We start from the raw sequence: 14,036 nt of genomic DNA, 5'->3' as shown, positions 1-14,036 counted from the left end.
GTTTATTGCCTTTTGCGCAGCGGCACCCGGACCAGGGTGTCCGTCACGCCTTCCATCGTATAGGGCTTCTGCAACACGGGCGCGCCAGAATGGCTGTTCGCCTGGGCGATGCCTTCCCCGTAGCCTGTGGCAAAAACGAAGGGCACGCCGTCTGCTGCCAGTCGGTCGGCAATGCCGAAACTCGTCTCATCCCCGAGATTGACATCGAGAAGCGCCAGATCAAACGACTGGCCGGCGAGGATTTCCATCGCCTCAGCGACACTTGGCGCCGTTGCTACGTCGGCGCCCAGTCGGCGCAGGATGTCTTCCCCATCCATGGCGATGATCAGATTGTTTTCCACCAGCAGCACCTTCAGGCCCGAGAGCGGCTGATGATCGTCGGGGATTGTCTTGCGGTCGGCCGCGCCATCCGGAGCCGAATCTAACCGTTCGCTCGTCGCTTTGACGACATATCGTGCCGGAATACAGAAATCCGCTTCGACCCCGTCTTTGACGTAGCGGACCTCGGCCTTGCCGCTGAGGTCATAGGGAACCGAACGACGGATGATCGTTGAACCGAAGCCATGGCGTTTGGGTTCGACAACGGGCGGACCATCCTTTTCGCGCCAGGCAATGCGCAGATTGCCGTCGTCGTCGCAGTGCCAGCCGAGTTGGACGGTACCGCTGCCGGTGCCGGAAAGGCTGCCATATTTGGCGCTGTTGGTCATCAACTCGTGGAAAACCAGGGCGGCGGTGGAAAAGGCCTGCGGTGCCAAGAGCACGTCCTCGCCGCTCATCTGGATGCGTTGCGCATTTTTCCCGAGATAGGCAGCGGTCTCTGCCAGCAGCAATTGGCGCAGCGAAGCGGGCGCCCAATGATCGCGGGTGATCTGGTCATGGGCACGCGCGAGCGACTGGACGCGGCCCTCGATCTGGCGAATGTAGTCGTCAACGCTGACCGAGGTCCCCTGCGATTGCCGGATGATCCCGGTGATGAGGCTCAATATGTTGCGGACGCGGTGGTTCAGCTCGGCGATCAGCAGTTCCTGGCGCTCGTTTGCAGTCTGGCGCGCCATGCTGGCCTCGTCGGTGAGACGCAGTACCACCTCGATCAACGTGACGCGGATCGTTTCGGCGACGCGGCGCTCGGCCGCGGTAAAGGGGAGCGAGCGACCGCGCACCAGTTCAGACCAGGCCTCGAAACTCTTGCGCGGCGTCAGCCGCGGACCGTTCGGACCATATTCCACCGGCTTGTGCGGGTCGCCAGCCCAGCGGACGGTGCGCACCCGCTCCTGGCGGAAAAGCACGACATAGTCGCGCGGCGAACGCGAGATCGGGATGGCGAGCATGCCGGCCACCGCATCGTCGAGCTCGAGATCGGGATAGGTCTCAGCCAGCCTGTCGACGGCATAGATGCGGCCGGCGGCATTTCGGTTGAGGTGGCGGACGAGGGCTGCGAAGCTCTTCTCATCCGGCCCGATGCCAGCCAGTGCCAGCCGGCCGTTGATCCAGACGCCGATGCCATCGGCGGGAATGGCGTCGGCGAGCGCCTCGATCAACCAGGCGGGATCATCGAGCAGGCTGGCATTGTCTGCGACGGAGGTGAGAAGCCGATCGGCGATGCGACGCGCCTTGGTCTCGTAGTCAAGAGCGAGGCGCCGTTCGCGACTTTCAAGGCGCGAAGCAAACATCTGGCCGAAAAGTTCGGCGGTGGATCGGCTTTGCGCCGAGGGAAGACGTGGGCCGTAGTGATGGCAGGCAAACAGGCCCCAGAGCTTACCGTCGACGACGATCGATATGGAGAGCGACGCGCCGACGCCCATATTTTTCAGATATTCAATGTGGATTGGCGAGACCGAACGCAGGACCGACATGGAGAGATCGAGCGGCTGTCCGTACTCGTCGAGTTGCGGGAGGACCGGCACGGGGACGGCGTCGACATCGGCAATCATGCGGAACAGGTTGCGCAGATAAAGCGCGCGCGCCTGCACCGGAATGTCGGAAGCCGGATAGTGCAGCCCGAGGAACGAACCGATGCCAGCCCGGGCAGCTTCCGTCACCACCTCGCCGGAACCGCCGTCGTCGAAGCGATAGACCATGACCCGATCGAACCCGGTCAAAGCGCGCGCCTGCCTTGCCCCCTCGCGAAAGAAAGCCTCCATCGTTTCCGTGTGATCGAGGCGGGACATCATGCTGCGCATGGAGAGCGAAGGGGAGTCTCGTCTGTCTTCCTGGCAGCGCTCGCCTTCGATGATCACCTGACCTTCGTTCAGGTGCACGGCAACGTCGAACCGGTTTTGATCGGGCATCAGAGCGAGCCCGAAAATGCGCTCGACGACATCGGAACCGCGCAGCGTGGTCAGCTTGTTGCGGATCGTGTGGAGTGCCTCAGGCGTGATCAGCGAGGTGACAGGGCAGCCGAGCGCGTCGGCCTGCGCAATTCCGAGGAACTCCATCAGATTTTCCGAAGCGCGCGTGACAATCCAGTCCGAGGATATCGCCAACAGAAAGCCGAAGGGTTGAACCGATCCAAGCTGGTGGATGGGCTCACGGTCGCAATTGGTGAGATCGACGGGTTCAAACGTACCGCTCATGGGACGGCTTCCAGTTCGAGTTGCCCGGCTTTGAGGAAGAGGTCGAAGATGCTGCGGGCCGCGGAAATGGCAGCGGCCGGATCGTCTAGATCGCTGGCATCGAGACGATCCATGAAGCTCCTCATGGCGCCCTTCGGGCCTTGAAGGCGCAGGTAGCTGCTTGGCAGGTGATCGGGCACGGACTTGGCAAGCAGGGCGCCGCCGAGTTTGGAGCCTTCAAGCACGTAGAGGGCGCCCCAGAGCGCTGCCTCGCAGGACAATGCCGGCGGCGGAAGAGGCGGGGGCAACGAATCGCCGAGCTCCCGGATATCGGCGAGCAGTAGTTGCGTGCGCCGTCGTTCCGGCCAGTCGGGCAGCAGGCGGGCAATTCCTGCATCCTCGAGGGCCTCTTCGGCCGCCGGTACGACCCTGGCATGTGCACGCAAGAATGTTCTATATTGCTGTCTATTGGAGAGATCGAACGTGCCGAAAAGCTTGTCGACCTCGGCGTGGCAATCTGCTGTTTGTGCGCGCAGCACGCTGCGAAGTGACATGCGGACCGTGTTCTAAGTAAATGGCATTGGATGCCGTTCATGCGTGATGGCAAATTAGCGATATATTGCAGCATCCCGGTATTTCCAGGGAAACCCATAGAAAAACATGGGCTTCCGCTCCTTTTTGCAGCTCGTTGTTCGCCTCCGTCGGATTTTTAAGGCGCAGCCGGACGAGACTGCCAGAGAGCAACCTCAACCCATCAGGCGCGGCAGATCTGCTGCCAACATATCGATGGCAAGGCGCACCTTTGGCAACATCACGGGCGATCTCGGCCAGACGGCGTAGGCTTCGAAGACGCTCGGCGGTCTATCGGTCAGAACCCGCACGAGTTCGCCCGACAAGACCCTGTCGCGCACCAGCCAGCACGTGAGCCAGGCTAGCCCGCGCCCTTTTACCGCCGCGTCGGCTATCGAGGCGAGATCGTCAAGCCGCAGCCGCGATTTCGGCAGAACTTCGCGTGCGGGCCCTGCCGCTGCCGGAAAGGTCCAGGCTTTGTCGTTGTCGCCGCGGCGATAGACGATGCCCTGGTGATGAGCGATATCGTCCAGCGTTTGTGGCACCCCGTATTTTTCCAGATAGGCGGGCGAAGCGCAGACGGTCATGGGCTGTCGGGCGATCGCCCGCGTCATCAGGTCGGGATTGTCCTTCAGCGGACCGTTGCGCACGGCAAGGTCGAAGCCGTCCTCCAGAAGATCGACGACGCGGTCGCTGAAGGAGAAGTCGAGTTCGAGATTCGGATGGTCGTCGAGCAGGCGGGTCAGGATCGGAGCGGCACAATGGCGCCCGAAAAGCGCCGGCATCGATACACGCAGTCTGCCGCGGACTTCGCGCTTGCCCGATTCAAGCTGGGCCTCGCCGATGCGGATTTCCTCGACGGCTCTCAGGCAACGCTCGTAGAAGAACCGGCCTTCGTCGGTCAGGTTTTGGGCACGGGTCGTGCGGTTGAAGAGCCGGACGCCGAGCCGCTCTTCGAGCCTTGCAATCGTCTTGCTGACCGCCGAGCGAGTGAGATGGAGTCGCTCGGCCGCGGCCGAGAAACCACCGGCCTCGACCGTCTCGACAAAGATCGAAATTCCCTTCAACTGCTCCATCTTTGTTTCCTCAATGGCACCATTCTGGCGATTTAATATCTCAACTAGAGAGGAATATTCAACGATATATCTGCTGCTCCGCCTATTGAGAAGGAGCAGAAAGATGCAGACGACAAGGCAATGGCAGACCGATGCCATCGGCCCGGAGGCCAATCTGAAGATCGGCGAAGGCAGAATTCCTGAGGTGTCAGGCACGATGATCCGGGTGCGGACGCAGGCCGTCTCCCTCAATTTCCGCGACAGGCTGGTGCTTGATAGCGGCATGGGCCTGCCATTGCAGTTCCCCTTCGTGCCGGCCTCGGACATGGCAGGCGTAGTCGATGCCGTCGGGCCTGATGTCACGCGCTTCAAACCCGGCGATCGGGTGATCTCCACCTTTAACCCGGACTGGATCGATGGACGCGGGCCTGGAACTGCCCGCAATCCACATTATCAGACGCGCGGCGGCTTTTATTCTGGGGTACTTTCCGAGCACATGGTGCTTTCCGAGGAATGGTTCGCGCTTGCGCCTGATACACTCGATGCGGCTGAAGCAAGTACGCTGCCCTGCGCCGGGCTGACGGCGTGGTTTGCGCTCATCGAATGCGGCAAGCTCAAGGCCGGCGACAAGGTGCTGGTGCAGGGAACCGGCGGGGTTGCACTTTTCGGCCTGCAGATTGCCAAGGCGCATGGCGCCGAAGTCTTCATCACATCAGGCAGCAGCGAAAAGCTCGAACGTGCATCGGCGCTCGGGGCCGATCATCTGATCAACCGCCAGGAGCGCGACTGGGTGGAGCAGCTCTATCAACTGACCGGCGATTATGGCGCTGACCACGTGCTGGAAATCGTCGGTGGGCCGCATCTCGGCCGGGCGCTGGAGGCCGTGGCGGTCAACGGCCGGATTTCGGTGATTGGCGTGTTCGAGGGCTTTGAAGTCTCGGCGCCTGCTGCGCCCTTGCTTCTCAAGGCGCCCGTCGTGCAGGGAATTTCGGTCGGCCACCGCCGGGGGTTGGAGGATCTGGTGCGCGCCGTCGACCAGACGGGGCTGAAGCCTGTGATCGACAGACGTTATGCTTTCGAGGACCTGCCGCAGGCGCTCGATCATCTCTATCGCGGCCCGTTCGGCAAGGTCGTTATCGAGTTCTGAGACATGTGCTCCCCTCGCACCGTGAGGGGAGCGTTCTGCTATGCGGCGGCGATGGCTGCGCTTTCGAAGATAAAGCCCTCGTCGGCCCAGCCGGTCATGCCGCCGACCATCAGCTTGGCATGGAGGCCGAGATTGGCGAGACGGAAGGCGGCCTTGTCGGCGCCGTTGCAGTGAGGACCGGCGCAATAGACGACGAACAGGGTATCCCCCGACCATTCCGACATGCGGTGCGCGGTCATCTTGCCGTGCGGCAGGTTGATCGCGCCCGGTACATGGGCCTGCGCAAACAGTGCCGGCGAGCGGACGTCGAGAAGAATGAAATCGACCTTGGCGCCGGCAAAGGCGGCGTGGACATCCGAGCAGTCGGTTTCGAAGGCGAGCTTGGCGGCATAGTGGGCGGCGGCAGTATCGGGGGCTGCGGCAGGCATTTCGGCAACGGGGCTTGGCATCGTTTTTCCTTTCATGGTGCAATTGTCGCCTGGTATCGCCGATGCTAGAACTTTGCGAAACTGGCCATAACGACCGACAGCGTAAAGATCATGCCAAACTCATCACTGCCGCAGACGAAAGGACCATTGGTCGCAGCCCTTGCCTATGACGGGCTCTGCACCTTCGAGTTCGGCATCGCCTACGAAGTCTTCGGCCTGCCGCGCCCGGAGATGGGCGAAGACTGGTATCGCTTCTCGGTCTGCGGCATCGAACCGGGGCCGCTTCACGCCGCCGGAGGGCTGACGGTCGCGGTCGACAAGGGGCTGGAGGTGCTCGACGAGGCGGATCTGATCGTCGTGCCCGGCTGGCGGGCGATCGATGCGCCGGTGCCGGCGCCGCTCGCCGCAGCGCTCAAGGCGGCGCGTCAACGCGGCGCGCGCATCATGTCACTCTGCTCCGGCGTTGCGGTTCTTGCCGGATCGGGGCTGCTCGCCAACCGCAGGGCGACGACACATTGGCGCTATGTCGCCTCGATCGCCGCCCGTTATCCGGACATCGCCCTCGATCCCGACGTTCTCTACGTCGATGAAGGCAGCCTGCTGACGGCGGCGGGCAGTGCTGCCGGCATCGATCTTTGCCTGCATGTGGTGCGCGGCGATTTCGGCGCGGCGGCCGCAAACAGCGTCGCCCGCCGCCTCGTCGTGCCGCCGCACCGCGAAGGCGGACAGGTGCAGTTCATCCACGCGCCGGTTCCGCAGGAACGCGAGGGCATTCGCCTCGGGCCACTGATTGAATGGATGCGTCAAAGCCTTTCCGAGGAGCAGCCGATCAGCCTGCTTGCCAAAAGAGCAGGCATGAGCATGCGTACTTTTCAACGGCGCTTCGAAGCGACAACGGGTCTCAGTGTCGGCGAATGGCTGCTGAAGGAGCGGATGCGGCATGCGCGCGACCTTCTCGAAAGGGAGCTTGCGGTATCGCTCGATGATATCGCTGCCACCAGCGGCTTCGGCACGCTGGCGACAATGCGCCACCATTTCCGCAAACGGCTGGGCACGAGCCCGCATGCCTATCGGAAGTCATTCGGCGAAGGGGGCTGACGCTGCGAACGTTGCCGGCGAGATCCAACGCCGCGGATCATTGTTTCCGCGGCGTCGCAGATCGTTACTCCGCCGCCTGACGCGCCATCGGGTTGTTTGGGTGCGTCGTCCAGTTGGCGTAGTTTGGGTCGACGATGCGGCCGGTGCGCTTGTCGAGGGTGCCGGCGGGAAGCTGTTCCAGGGTGATGCAGTTCTCCACCGGGCAGACGCTGACGCAGAGATTGCAGCCGACGCATTCCTCGTCCATCACCTCGAAATGGCGAACGCCGTCGACGAAGTTGGTGATCGCCTGATGCGAAGTGTCCTCACAGGCGATGTAGCAGCGGCCGCATTTGATGCAGGCATCCTGATCGATCCTCGCCTTGGCGATATAGTTGAGGTTCAGATATTGCCAGTCGGTGACGTTGGGCACGGCGCGGCCGGTGATGTCGTCGAGGCTGCGATGGCCCTTTTCGTCCATCCAGTCGGAGAGGCCCGTGATCATCTCCTGCACGATCTTGAAGCCATAGGTCATCGCTGCCGTGCAGACCTGAACGTTGCCGGCGCCGAGGACGAGGAATTCGGCGGCGTCCCGCCAGGTGGTGATGCCGCCGATGCCTGAGATCGGCAGGCCGTAGGTTTCGGGATCACGGGCAATCTCGGCCACCATGTTGAGCGCGATCGGCTTGACGGCCGGGCCGCAATAACCGCCGTGGCTGCCCTTGCCGCCGACGGTCGGGTTCGGGGCGAAGTTGTCGAGATCGACGGAGACGATCGAATTGATCGTGTTGATCAGCGAGACGGCATCGGTGCCGCCGGCCTTGGCAGCGCGGGCAGGACGGCGGACATCGGTGATGTTCGGCGTCAGCTTTGTGATGACCGGCATGCGGGTGTACTGCTTGCACCAGCGTACGACCATTTCGATGTATTCCGGCACCTGGCCGACGGCGGAGCCCATGCCGCGCTCCGACATGCCGTGCGGACAGCCGAAATTGAGCTCGATACCGTCGGCGCCGGTTTCCTCGACCAAGGGCAGGATCGACTTCCAGGCCTCTTCCTCGCAGGGCACCATGATCGAAGCAATCAGCGCCCGATCGGGCCAATTCATCTTGACCTGCTTCATTTCCCTGAGGTTGGTATAGAGGTCGCGGTCGGTGATGAGTTCGATATTGTTCAGACCAAGCAGGCGGCGGTCGGCGCCCCAGATCGCGCCGTAGCGCGGGCCGTTGACGTTGACGACGGGCGGGCCTTCCTCGCCCAGCGTCTTCCAGACCACACCGCCCCAGCCTGCCTTGAAGGCGCGCTCGACGTTATAGGCCTTGTCGGTTGGCGGCGCGGACGCCAGCCAGAACGGGTTCGGAGACTTGATGCCGACGAAATTATTGCGGAGATCAGCCATTGTTCATTCTCCCCTTCAAGCAACCGCGACAGCCGGAGCGGCTGCAGCAGACAGGGTGCGATGGATGGATTCAGCTGCGTCGCGACCATGGGCGACGGCGGAAACCGTGAGATCGTCGCCGCCGAAGACGCAGTCGCCGCCGGCCCAGACGCCATCGAGCGAGGTGTGGCCTTCGACATCGACGGCGATGCGGCCGGATTCCATGCGCAGCGAACCGAGGCCCGAGGCGTCAAAGTTCTGGCCGATCGCCTTGAAAATCTGGTCGGCGGCGATCACGCCGGTCTCGCCGGTGCCGATGAGGCGGCCGTCAAGAACCCTCGTATATTCCACCTCGATGGCGGCAACCTTGCCGTCCTGTGACAGGATCGATTTCGGCGCCAGCCAGTGACGGATGATGACGCCCTTGGAGCTTGCCAGATCCTGCTCGAATTCCGACGCGTTCATGTGCTCCTTGCCGCGGCGGTAACAGATCGTCACCTCCTCGGCGCCGAGCAACTTTGCCTGAACGGCAGCGTCGATCGCCGTCATGCCGCCGCCGAGGACGACGACCCGGCGGCCGATAGCTATTTCGTTCTTTTCTTCGGCTTGGCGGAGTGCCGCGATGAAATCGACAGCGTCGTCGACGCCTGCAAGGTTCTCGCCGTCGATGCGCAGGGCGTTGACGCCGGCAAGGCCGATACCGAGAAAGACGGCGTCATACTGCGCCTGCAGATCGGAGAGCGAAAAATCGCGGCCGAGAAGAGCGCCTTGGCGAACTTCGATGCCGCCGATCGAGATGATGTAGTCGACTTCCTGCTGGGCGAAATCATCGACCGTCTTATAGGTGGCGATGCCGTATTCGTTGAGGCCGCCGGATTTTTCCCTGGCGTCATAGATGACGACGGAGTGGCCCTTCACGGCCAGACGATGGGCGGCGGCAAGGCCGGCTGGGCCTGCGCCGACGACGGCGATCGTCTTTCCTGATGCTTCGGCCCTGGCGTAGAACTGCCTGCCGGCCTGTATGGCGGCATCGGTCGCATAACGCTGCAGCCGGCCGATCTCGACGGGGCGTTCTTCTGCCGTGTTGCGCACACAGGCCTGTTCGCAAAGCTCTTCGGTGGGACAGACGCGAGCGCACATGCCGCCGAGGATGTTCTGATCGAAGATCGTCTTGGCCGAGCCGATCGGATTGCCGGTCGAAATCTGCCGGATGAACAGCGGAATATCGATCGAGGTCGGACAGGCCGTCATGCACGGCGCGTCGTAACAGAAATAACAGCGGTCGGCGGCGACCAGCGCCTCATGATTGTCGAGGCGCGGATGAAGATCGGAAAAATTAGCCTCATACTCGGCGGGCGAAAGCCGGCCGGCATGAATCCCCGTTTCCAGTCGTTCCATTGAAGTTCCCTCATTATTGGTAAACGGCCTGTGAGGGAAAGCGTAACTCAGGTTTAAAAATTTATCAAACGGTAAAATTTTGAGAGCGTTCTGTTGTTTATCCCTAGATAACTATCTGTTTCCTTTCACTGATTTTCACTGGTCGATATCGGTGAAATGGTGGGACGTGTGTCAGCGTCAGGACTTCCAAAAAAGATTCGAAAAAGTCGGATTTTTTTGTTGGTGGAGGGAACCAATGTTGGATGTCGTCGTTATTGCGATATCTGGATGGTGACCGCATCGACCCAACATGCGCGCCCCCAACCCACCATCCGGACGTACTCACGGTCCCCTCCCGGTGAGTGAAGACAGCTGGTGCGCCGCCCTCGCACCGGCTGTTTTTCCGTTTGCGACGGTTTGTTTTCTGGTTTGCTTTCACAGGCGCTTAAAGATTTCGAATTCGCTTTCCGGAATGGTCAGGCGATATTCGATGCGGCCGGGCACGAGGCTCAGCTCCGCCCTGCCGTTGACCGACGAGGGCACGACACGCTCCAGCACGGTGCGGCCGAAGCTGTTGTCGCTGAATTCGTGGATTTCCAACTGGTTCTGCAGCACCTCTACCCAGGTTATTTCGATCGCCTTCCTGTCGCCGATCATGGCGTCGCGGCAATTCAACGTGATCGAAGCGGCGCCACCGGAAATCGCGCCGTAGGAGGCGGAGTTGACGATGAGTTCATGGAGGGCGAGCCCGAGATGCACGGCGGCATTCGGCGTCAGATGGGCGTTGATGCCGTAGATCGGCATGGAGCCGGCCGTTTCCGGCCAGTAGGGGGCGAATTGCTTTTCGGCAAGTTCGAAGAGATAGGCGCCGCGCCAGCTCGAGTCTGTAATCAGATCCTGCGAATTGGAAAGCGATTGCAGCCGTCCGCGAAACTTGAGGAGGAAGCTGTCGAGAGAGAGCGTGTTGCGCGCCGTCTGGGTGGCGATGCCCTGGATGATGGCGAGAAGGTTCTTCGAGCGGTGCGAGAGTTCGCGCAGCAGCGATTTCAGCACTTTTTCACGATGTCGGCTTTCGGTGACTTCAGCCATTACCGACAGAAGTCCATGTGTGCCGCGTTCGCCGGTGCGCTGGATCTTCAGCTCATAACTGCGCATTTCGCCGTCGACTTCGATCTCGACCTCGGCATTGTTGGGGATACCGGTTTCCAGCACTTTGTGTTTTAGTGCCGTCAGATACCGGCCTTGCGCGTCGCCAAAGAGGGCAGCATCGCCGCCGCCCGGCATGAAGAGCGCCGCGAAATGCGGCGGCAGATTTTCGGCGTAGAAGATTGAAAGCCGGGCATCCTGACAGAGGATTGAAATCCCGGCGCTGCCGAGCGCGCGTTCCATCATTGCGGCTTTGCTTTCGAAGGTAAAAGGCATGCCGGACAATGGTTCAGTCGTATTCACTCGGCCGCCTTTCCTTGTGACATCTTGAACGTCGCTGAAGGACGCGCCCTTAGAGACGCCGCCGGTCAACTCTAGAACAAAGCGCTGCAAAAACCGTTAAAGCCACCGGAGCGTCCCGGTAACACCGGAACGCCTGTTTTGGCGATTTGGTTCCGAAGGCCGGAAAATTGCGTCTCAGGCAGCCACTCTGGTCGATTCGTTGAAGAAAAGAGCTTGGCTGATCAATGCCTTGACCATGTCTGGATTGAAGGGCTTGGTGACGAGGAATGTCGGTTCGGGCCGCTCGCCGGTCAAAAGCCTTTCCGGGAAAGCGGTGATGAAGATCACCGGCACGCTAGACGTCTTGAGGATGTCGTTGACAGCGTCGATGCCGGAGCTGCCGTCGGCCAGCTGGATGTCGGCCAAAACCATGCTCGGCTTGGTTTTGTTGTAGAGCGCAACGGCCTCGGCGTGCGTGCGGGCAATGCCGGTGACGCGATGGCCGAGGCTTTCGACCATTTGCTCGATATCCATGGCGATCAGCGGTTCGTCCTCGATGATCATGATGTCGGTTGCGACCTGACGGGAAATCTCCTGCGAGGCCATGTCGAGCAGACGCATGACATCCTGTTCGTCGAGTTCCAGGATTTCGCCGATCTCGGCGACGCGGAAATTCTCTACGGAGGCGAGCAGGAAGGCTTGACGGGCGCCTGGCGAAACCTTGGAAAGGTTGAGCGTGGCGCGCTGTTCCCAGGCATAGGGCGAGGTGGGTTCTGGAATCTGGACTGCGGTGGAACCAAACAATTGCGTAAACAGTTTGTAGAGTGCCACCCGGTCATTCGCCGTATCCGGGAAAATCGTGAGATCGGCGATGATGGCTTCGAGAACGGCGGCGACATACGCGTCGCCGGAAGTCTGAGTGCCGGTAAGGGCGCGGGAATAGCGGCGCAGATAAGGAAGGTGCGGCGCAATTCGAGTGGAAAGTGTCATTAAGGGCTCCCGTATGCAGGCCGGTCATTGGCTTCAATGAGCGGTAAACGTCACTTTGATAAAAAAGTTCCGGAATGGCAGGAACTTTTTTTGTCGCGCCGCATTATTCCAGCCGACGAGGAAAGGGCGTAGCGTTTTGACCCATGCAACAAAAGATGCCAGCGACATCGACAATCGGAGGGTCGGTGTCGATGGTTGAAATCGTGATCGATCCCATGCACGCCCCAACAGACAACCGGCGAGAAGACGAATTGATGATTACACGCAAGAAAGAAGCAGCCGACCAGCGCAAGCTGGAGCTGCGGGCAAGCGATATACTGGACCCGAACAATCAGATCGGCGTCAGGCTGCGGTCGCTGTATGCCTCTGCGCAAGGGGAGGCGATCCCCGATCGTTTTCTCGATCTTCTCGAAAAGCTCGACCATGCCGAAATGATGGCTTCTGCCAAGATGGCCGAATAGGATCGTGCGCATGGAAGATAAAGCGCAACCCAGCTTCAAGCGGGAACTGCTGGCGGCCCTCCCAAGTCTCCGCGCCTTCGCAATATCGCTCATCGGGCGGCATGATCGTGCCGACGATCTCGTCCAGGACACCATCATGAAGGCCTGGGCCAAGCAGGATCATTTTGAGATGGGCACGAATATGAAGGCCTGGCTGTTCACGATCCTGCGCAATGAACTCTACAGCCAGATGCGTAAGAGCGGCCGCGAGGTCCAGGACAGCGACGGGCTGTTCACGGAATCGATGGCGATGCACCCCTCGCAATACGGCGCGCTCGATCTGCAGGACTTCAAGAAAGCGCTCGACCAGTTGCCGCCGGACCAGCGCGAGGCGATCATCCTCGTCGGCGCCTCGGGTTTTTCCTACGAGGAGGCGGCCGAAATCTGCGGCTGCGCCGTCGGCACCATCAAGAGCCGCGTCAACCGCGCCCGTCAGCGGCTGCAGGAATTGCTGCAGATATCCGGCGAGGCCGATTTCGGCCCCGACGCCACCTCGGCGCCGCTGACGTCGAAGGCGTTTGCGTTCTGAAAATTATGATCGCGAAAAGCCGGCGGCCTCTTGGGGCGCCGGCTTTTTTGCGTTGTCGGGAGCGTGAGCAACCGCGCGGCGGAGACGGGGTTGCGGGTTGTTCCGCGGGATCCTCCTCTCCAACCTCATTCCTGTGACGAGCACAGGAATGAAGGAAGTTGGCATGGTGCTTCTGAATCCAAAGGCGATCGGGTGCTGCCGGTCCCCTCCCTCCTCAATCCTCGCGCTTCGAACCCATCAGATTGGCCGCGACGATGGCTGCCAGCACGCCGGCGGTCAGCAGCGGCTGGGCGCGGATGAGACCGAGGCCAACCGTTGCGAAGGATTCCAGCGCCGCGCGGCGCTCGCGGGCACGACGTTTCTCCCGGGCATTCATGACTGCCATGACCACCAAGGCGATGATAGCGATCAGCAACGCGCCCGCGGCCAGGAAGAGCACGGCGGCGAATGCGCCGTAGATGCCGGCGAGCCAGATGGCGCCGGCGGTGACTGCCAGCGCGTAGGCGGTGAGGAGAAAGAGCGCGGCAAGCGCGATGAAGATGCTATTGCGTTTGGCGCGCGCAACGGTCCGGTGCACGCTTGCGCCGGTCAGCAGGCTGAGGATCGAGAACAGCATCGCGCGTCCTCAGCGGCGGGCGAGGAAGGCGATAACCAGGCCGAAAGCGGCTGCGGCGCCGATCGTTGTCAGCGGATGTTTGCGGACGGTCTCGCGCATTTCGGTCGCGCTACGCTCGTAGCCGTGCTGCAATTCGCGTAGCAGATCCTCGCTGCGGCCGAGCAGGTCCTCATAACCGGCGCCGGCTTGACTGCGGATTTTTTCGCCCTGGTGGCGCGAACTCTTGCCGACGAGGCGTGTCAGTTCCGCGAGTTCGTCGCGCAGCGCCTCGACCTGCTCCTCGATGCCGGATTCCAGATTGTGGAAAGTACCATTGCGGCGGCTGCGGCCGGATTGGAAGATAGAATAGCTCATGGCTGTCTCCATTGGCTGGGGCGCGCGCAAGCCCG

14 protein-coding genes are annotated in these 14,036 nt (G+C 61.5%); 4 read left to right on the top strand and 10 right to left on the bottom strand.

The features are described from left to right. Positions 1–2 precede the first annotated feature (2 nt). The 3 genes from J3O30_RS17485 to J3O30_RS17475 all read right to left on the bottom strand — a co-directional run bounded on the left by J3O30_RS17485 (position 3) and on the right by J3O30_RS17475 (position 4,198). Positions 3–2,573 carry an HWE histidine kinase domain-containing protein gene (locus tag J3O30_RS17485; protein ID WP_207581503.1) on the bottom strand — a complete coding sequence of 857 codons (2,571 nt, stop codon included), beginning with the start codon at positions 2,571–2,573 and terminating at the stop codon, positions 3–5. Beyond that, positions 2,570–3,106, bottom strand: coding sequence for a biliverdin-producing heme oxygenase (locus J3O30_RS17480; protein WP_207581502.1), 537 nt, complete (start codon positions 3,104–3,106; stop codon positions 2,570–2,572). The genes J3O30_RS17485 and J3O30_RS17480 overlap by 4 nt, the downstream gene beginning before the upstream one ends. A gap of 192 nt (positions 3,107–3,298) precedes the next feature. Beyond that, positions 3,299–4,198, bottom strand: a complete 900-nt coding sequence (locus J3O30_RS17475; RefSeq protein WP_207581501.1) for a LysR family transcriptional regulator — start codon at positions 4,196–4,198, stop codon at positions 3,299–3,301. Between the two features lie 103 nt (positions 4,199–4,301). On the opposite strand from J3O30_RS17475, the gene J3O30_RS17470 reads away from it, so the two are divergent. Next, positions 4,302–5,324 (top strand): NAD(P)-dependent alcohol dehydrogenase, encoded by a 1,023-nt coding sequence (locus tag J3O30_RS17470; protein ID WP_207581500.1) that lies wholly within the window; start codon positions 4,302–4,304, stop codon positions 5,322–5,324. A 38-nt stretch (positions 5,325–5,362) separates the two neighbouring features. Here J3O30_RS17470 and J3O30_RS17465 read toward each other — a convergent pair whose 3' ends face one another. Continuing rightward, positions 5,363–5,773 (bottom strand): rhodanese-like domain-containing protein, encoded by a 411-nt coding sequence (locus J3O30_RS17465; protein ID WP_207581499.1) that lies wholly within the window; start codon positions 5,771–5,773, stop codon positions 5,363–5,365. Between the two features lie 90 nt (positions 5,774–5,863). Here J3O30_RS17465 and ftrA point away from each other — a divergent pair, with 90 nt between their 5' ends. After that, positions 5,864–6,850, top strand: a complete 987-nt coding sequence (gene ftrA, locus J3O30_RS17460; protein ID WP_207581498.1) for a transcriptional regulator FtrA — start codon at positions 5,864–5,866, stop codon at positions 6,848–6,850. Between the two features lie 64 nt (positions 6,851–6,914). Here ftrA and preA read toward each other — a convergent pair whose 3' ends face one another. From preA to J3O30_RS17440, 4 genes are all read right to left on the bottom strand, one after another. Further along, positions 6,915–8,228 (bottom strand): NAD-dependent dihydropyrimidine dehydrogenase subunit PreA, encoded by a 1,314-nt coding sequence (gene preA, locus J3O30_RS17455; RefSeq protein WP_207581497.1) that lies wholly within the window; start codon positions 8,226–8,228, stop codon positions 6,915–6,917. Between the two features lie 15 nt (positions 8,229–8,243). Next, positions 8,244–9,605, bottom strand: coding sequence for an NAD(P)-dependent oxidoreductase (locus tag J3O30_RS17450; RefSeq protein ID WP_207581496.1), 1,362 nt, complete (start codon positions 9,603–9,605; stop codon positions 8,244–8,246). Between the two features lie 414 nt (positions 9,606–10,019). After that, positions 10,020–11,015, bottom strand: coding sequence for a sensor histidine kinase (locus J3O30_RS17445; protein ID WP_207584362.1), 996 nt, complete (start codon positions 11,013–11,015; stop codon positions 10,020–10,022). A 192-nt stretch (positions 11,016–11,207) separates the two neighbouring features. Next, on the bottom strand, positions 11,208–12,002 hold the full coding sequence (locus J3O30_RS17440) for a response regulator (RefSeq protein WP_003581798.1): 795 nt from the start codon (positions 12,000–12,002) through the stop codon (positions 11,208–11,210). Between the two features lie 254 nt (positions 12,003–12,256). Here J3O30_RS17440 and J3O30_RS17435 point away from each other — a divergent pair, with 254 nt between their 5' ends. Further along, positions 12,257–12,463 (top strand): NepR family anti-sigma factor, encoded by a 207-nt coding sequence (locus J3O30_RS17435; protein ID WP_207584361.1) that lies wholly within the window; start codon positions 12,257–12,259, stop codon positions 12,461–12,463. A gap of 10 nt (positions 12,464–12,473) precedes the next feature. Next, on the top strand, positions 12,474–13,031 hold the full coding sequence (locus J3O30_RS17430; RefSeq protein WP_007630757.1) for an RNA polymerase sigma factor: 558 nt from the start codon (positions 12,474–12,476) through the stop codon (positions 13,029–13,031). 214 nt (positions 13,032–13,245) lie between these two features. On the opposite strand, the gene J3O30_RS17425 is transcribed toward J3O30_RS17430, so the two are convergent. Beyond that, positions 13,246–13,647 (bottom strand): hypothetical protein, encoded by a 402-nt coding sequence (locus J3O30_RS17425; RefSeq protein WP_207581495.1) that lies wholly within the window; start codon positions 13,645–13,647, stop codon positions 13,246–13,248. 9 nt (positions 13,648–13,656) lie between these two features. Next, positions 13,657–14,001 carry a DUF883 family protein gene (locus J3O30_RS17420; protein WP_207581494.1) on the bottom strand — a complete coding sequence of 115 codons (345 nt, stop codon included), beginning with the start codon at positions 13,999–14,001 and terminating at the stop codon, positions 13,657–13,659. Between the last annotated feature and the right edge of the window lie 35 nt (positions 14,002–14,036).

It is taken from the genome of Rhizobium sp. NZLR1 (assembly GCF_017357385.1).
Classification (GTDB): domain Bacteria; phylum Pseudomonadota; class Alphaproteobacteria; order Rhizobiales; family Rhizobiaceae; genus Rhizobium.
This window is presented reverse-complemented; position numbering and strand designations above follow the sequence as displayed.

Coding starts and splice junctions, on each gene's coding strand:
- J3O30_RS17485 (WP_207581503.1), bottom strand. CDS start 2,573: ATGAGCGGTACGTTTGAACCCGTCGATCTCACCAATTGCGACCGTGAG.
- J3O30_RS17480 (WP_207581502.1), bottom strand. CDS start 3,106: ATGTCACTTCGCAGCGTGCTGCGCGCACAAACAGCAGATTGCCACGCC.
- J3O30_RS17475 (WP_207581501.1), bottom strand. CDS start 4,198: ATGGAGCAGTTGAAGGGAATTTCGATCTTTGTCGAGACGGTCGAGGCC.
- J3O30_RS17470 (WP_207581500.1), top strand. CDS start 4,302: ATGCAGACGACAAGGCAATGGCAGACCGATGCCATCGGCCCGGAGGCC.
- J3O30_RS17465 (WP_207581499.1), bottom strand. CDS start 5,773: ATGCCAAGCCCCGTTGCCGAAATGCCTGCCGCAGCCCCCGATACTGCC.
- ftrA (WP_207581498.1), top strand. CDS start 5,864: ATGCCAAACTCATCACTGCCGCAGACGAAAGGACCATTGGTCGCAGCC.
- preA (WP_207581497.1), bottom strand. CDS start 8,228: ATGGCTGATCTCCGCAATAATTTCGTCGGCATCAAGTCTCCGAACCCG.
- J3O30_RS17450 (WP_207581496.1), bottom strand. CDS start 9,605: ATGGAACGACTGGAAACGGGGATTCATGCCGGCCGGCTTTCGCCCGCC.
- J3O30_RS17440 (WP_003581798.1), bottom strand. CDS start 12,002: ATGACACTTTCCACTCGAATTGCGCCGCACCTTCCTTATCTGCGCCGC.
- J3O30_RS17435 (WP_207584361.1), top strand. CDS start 12,257: ATGATTACACGCAAGAAAGAAGCAGCCGACCAGCGCAAGCTGGAGCTG.
- J3O30_RS17430 (WP_007630757.1), top strand. CDS start 12,474: ATGGAAGATAAAGCGCAACCCAGCTTCAAGCGGGAACTGCTGGCGGCC.
- J3O30_RS17425 (WP_207581495.1), bottom strand. CDS start 13,647: ATGCTGTTCTCGATCCTCAGCCTGCTGACCGGCGCAAGCGTGCACCGG.
- J3O30_RS17420 (WP_207581494.1), bottom strand. CDS start 14,001: ATGAGCTATTCTATCTTCCAATCCGGCCGCAGCCGCCGCAATGGTACT.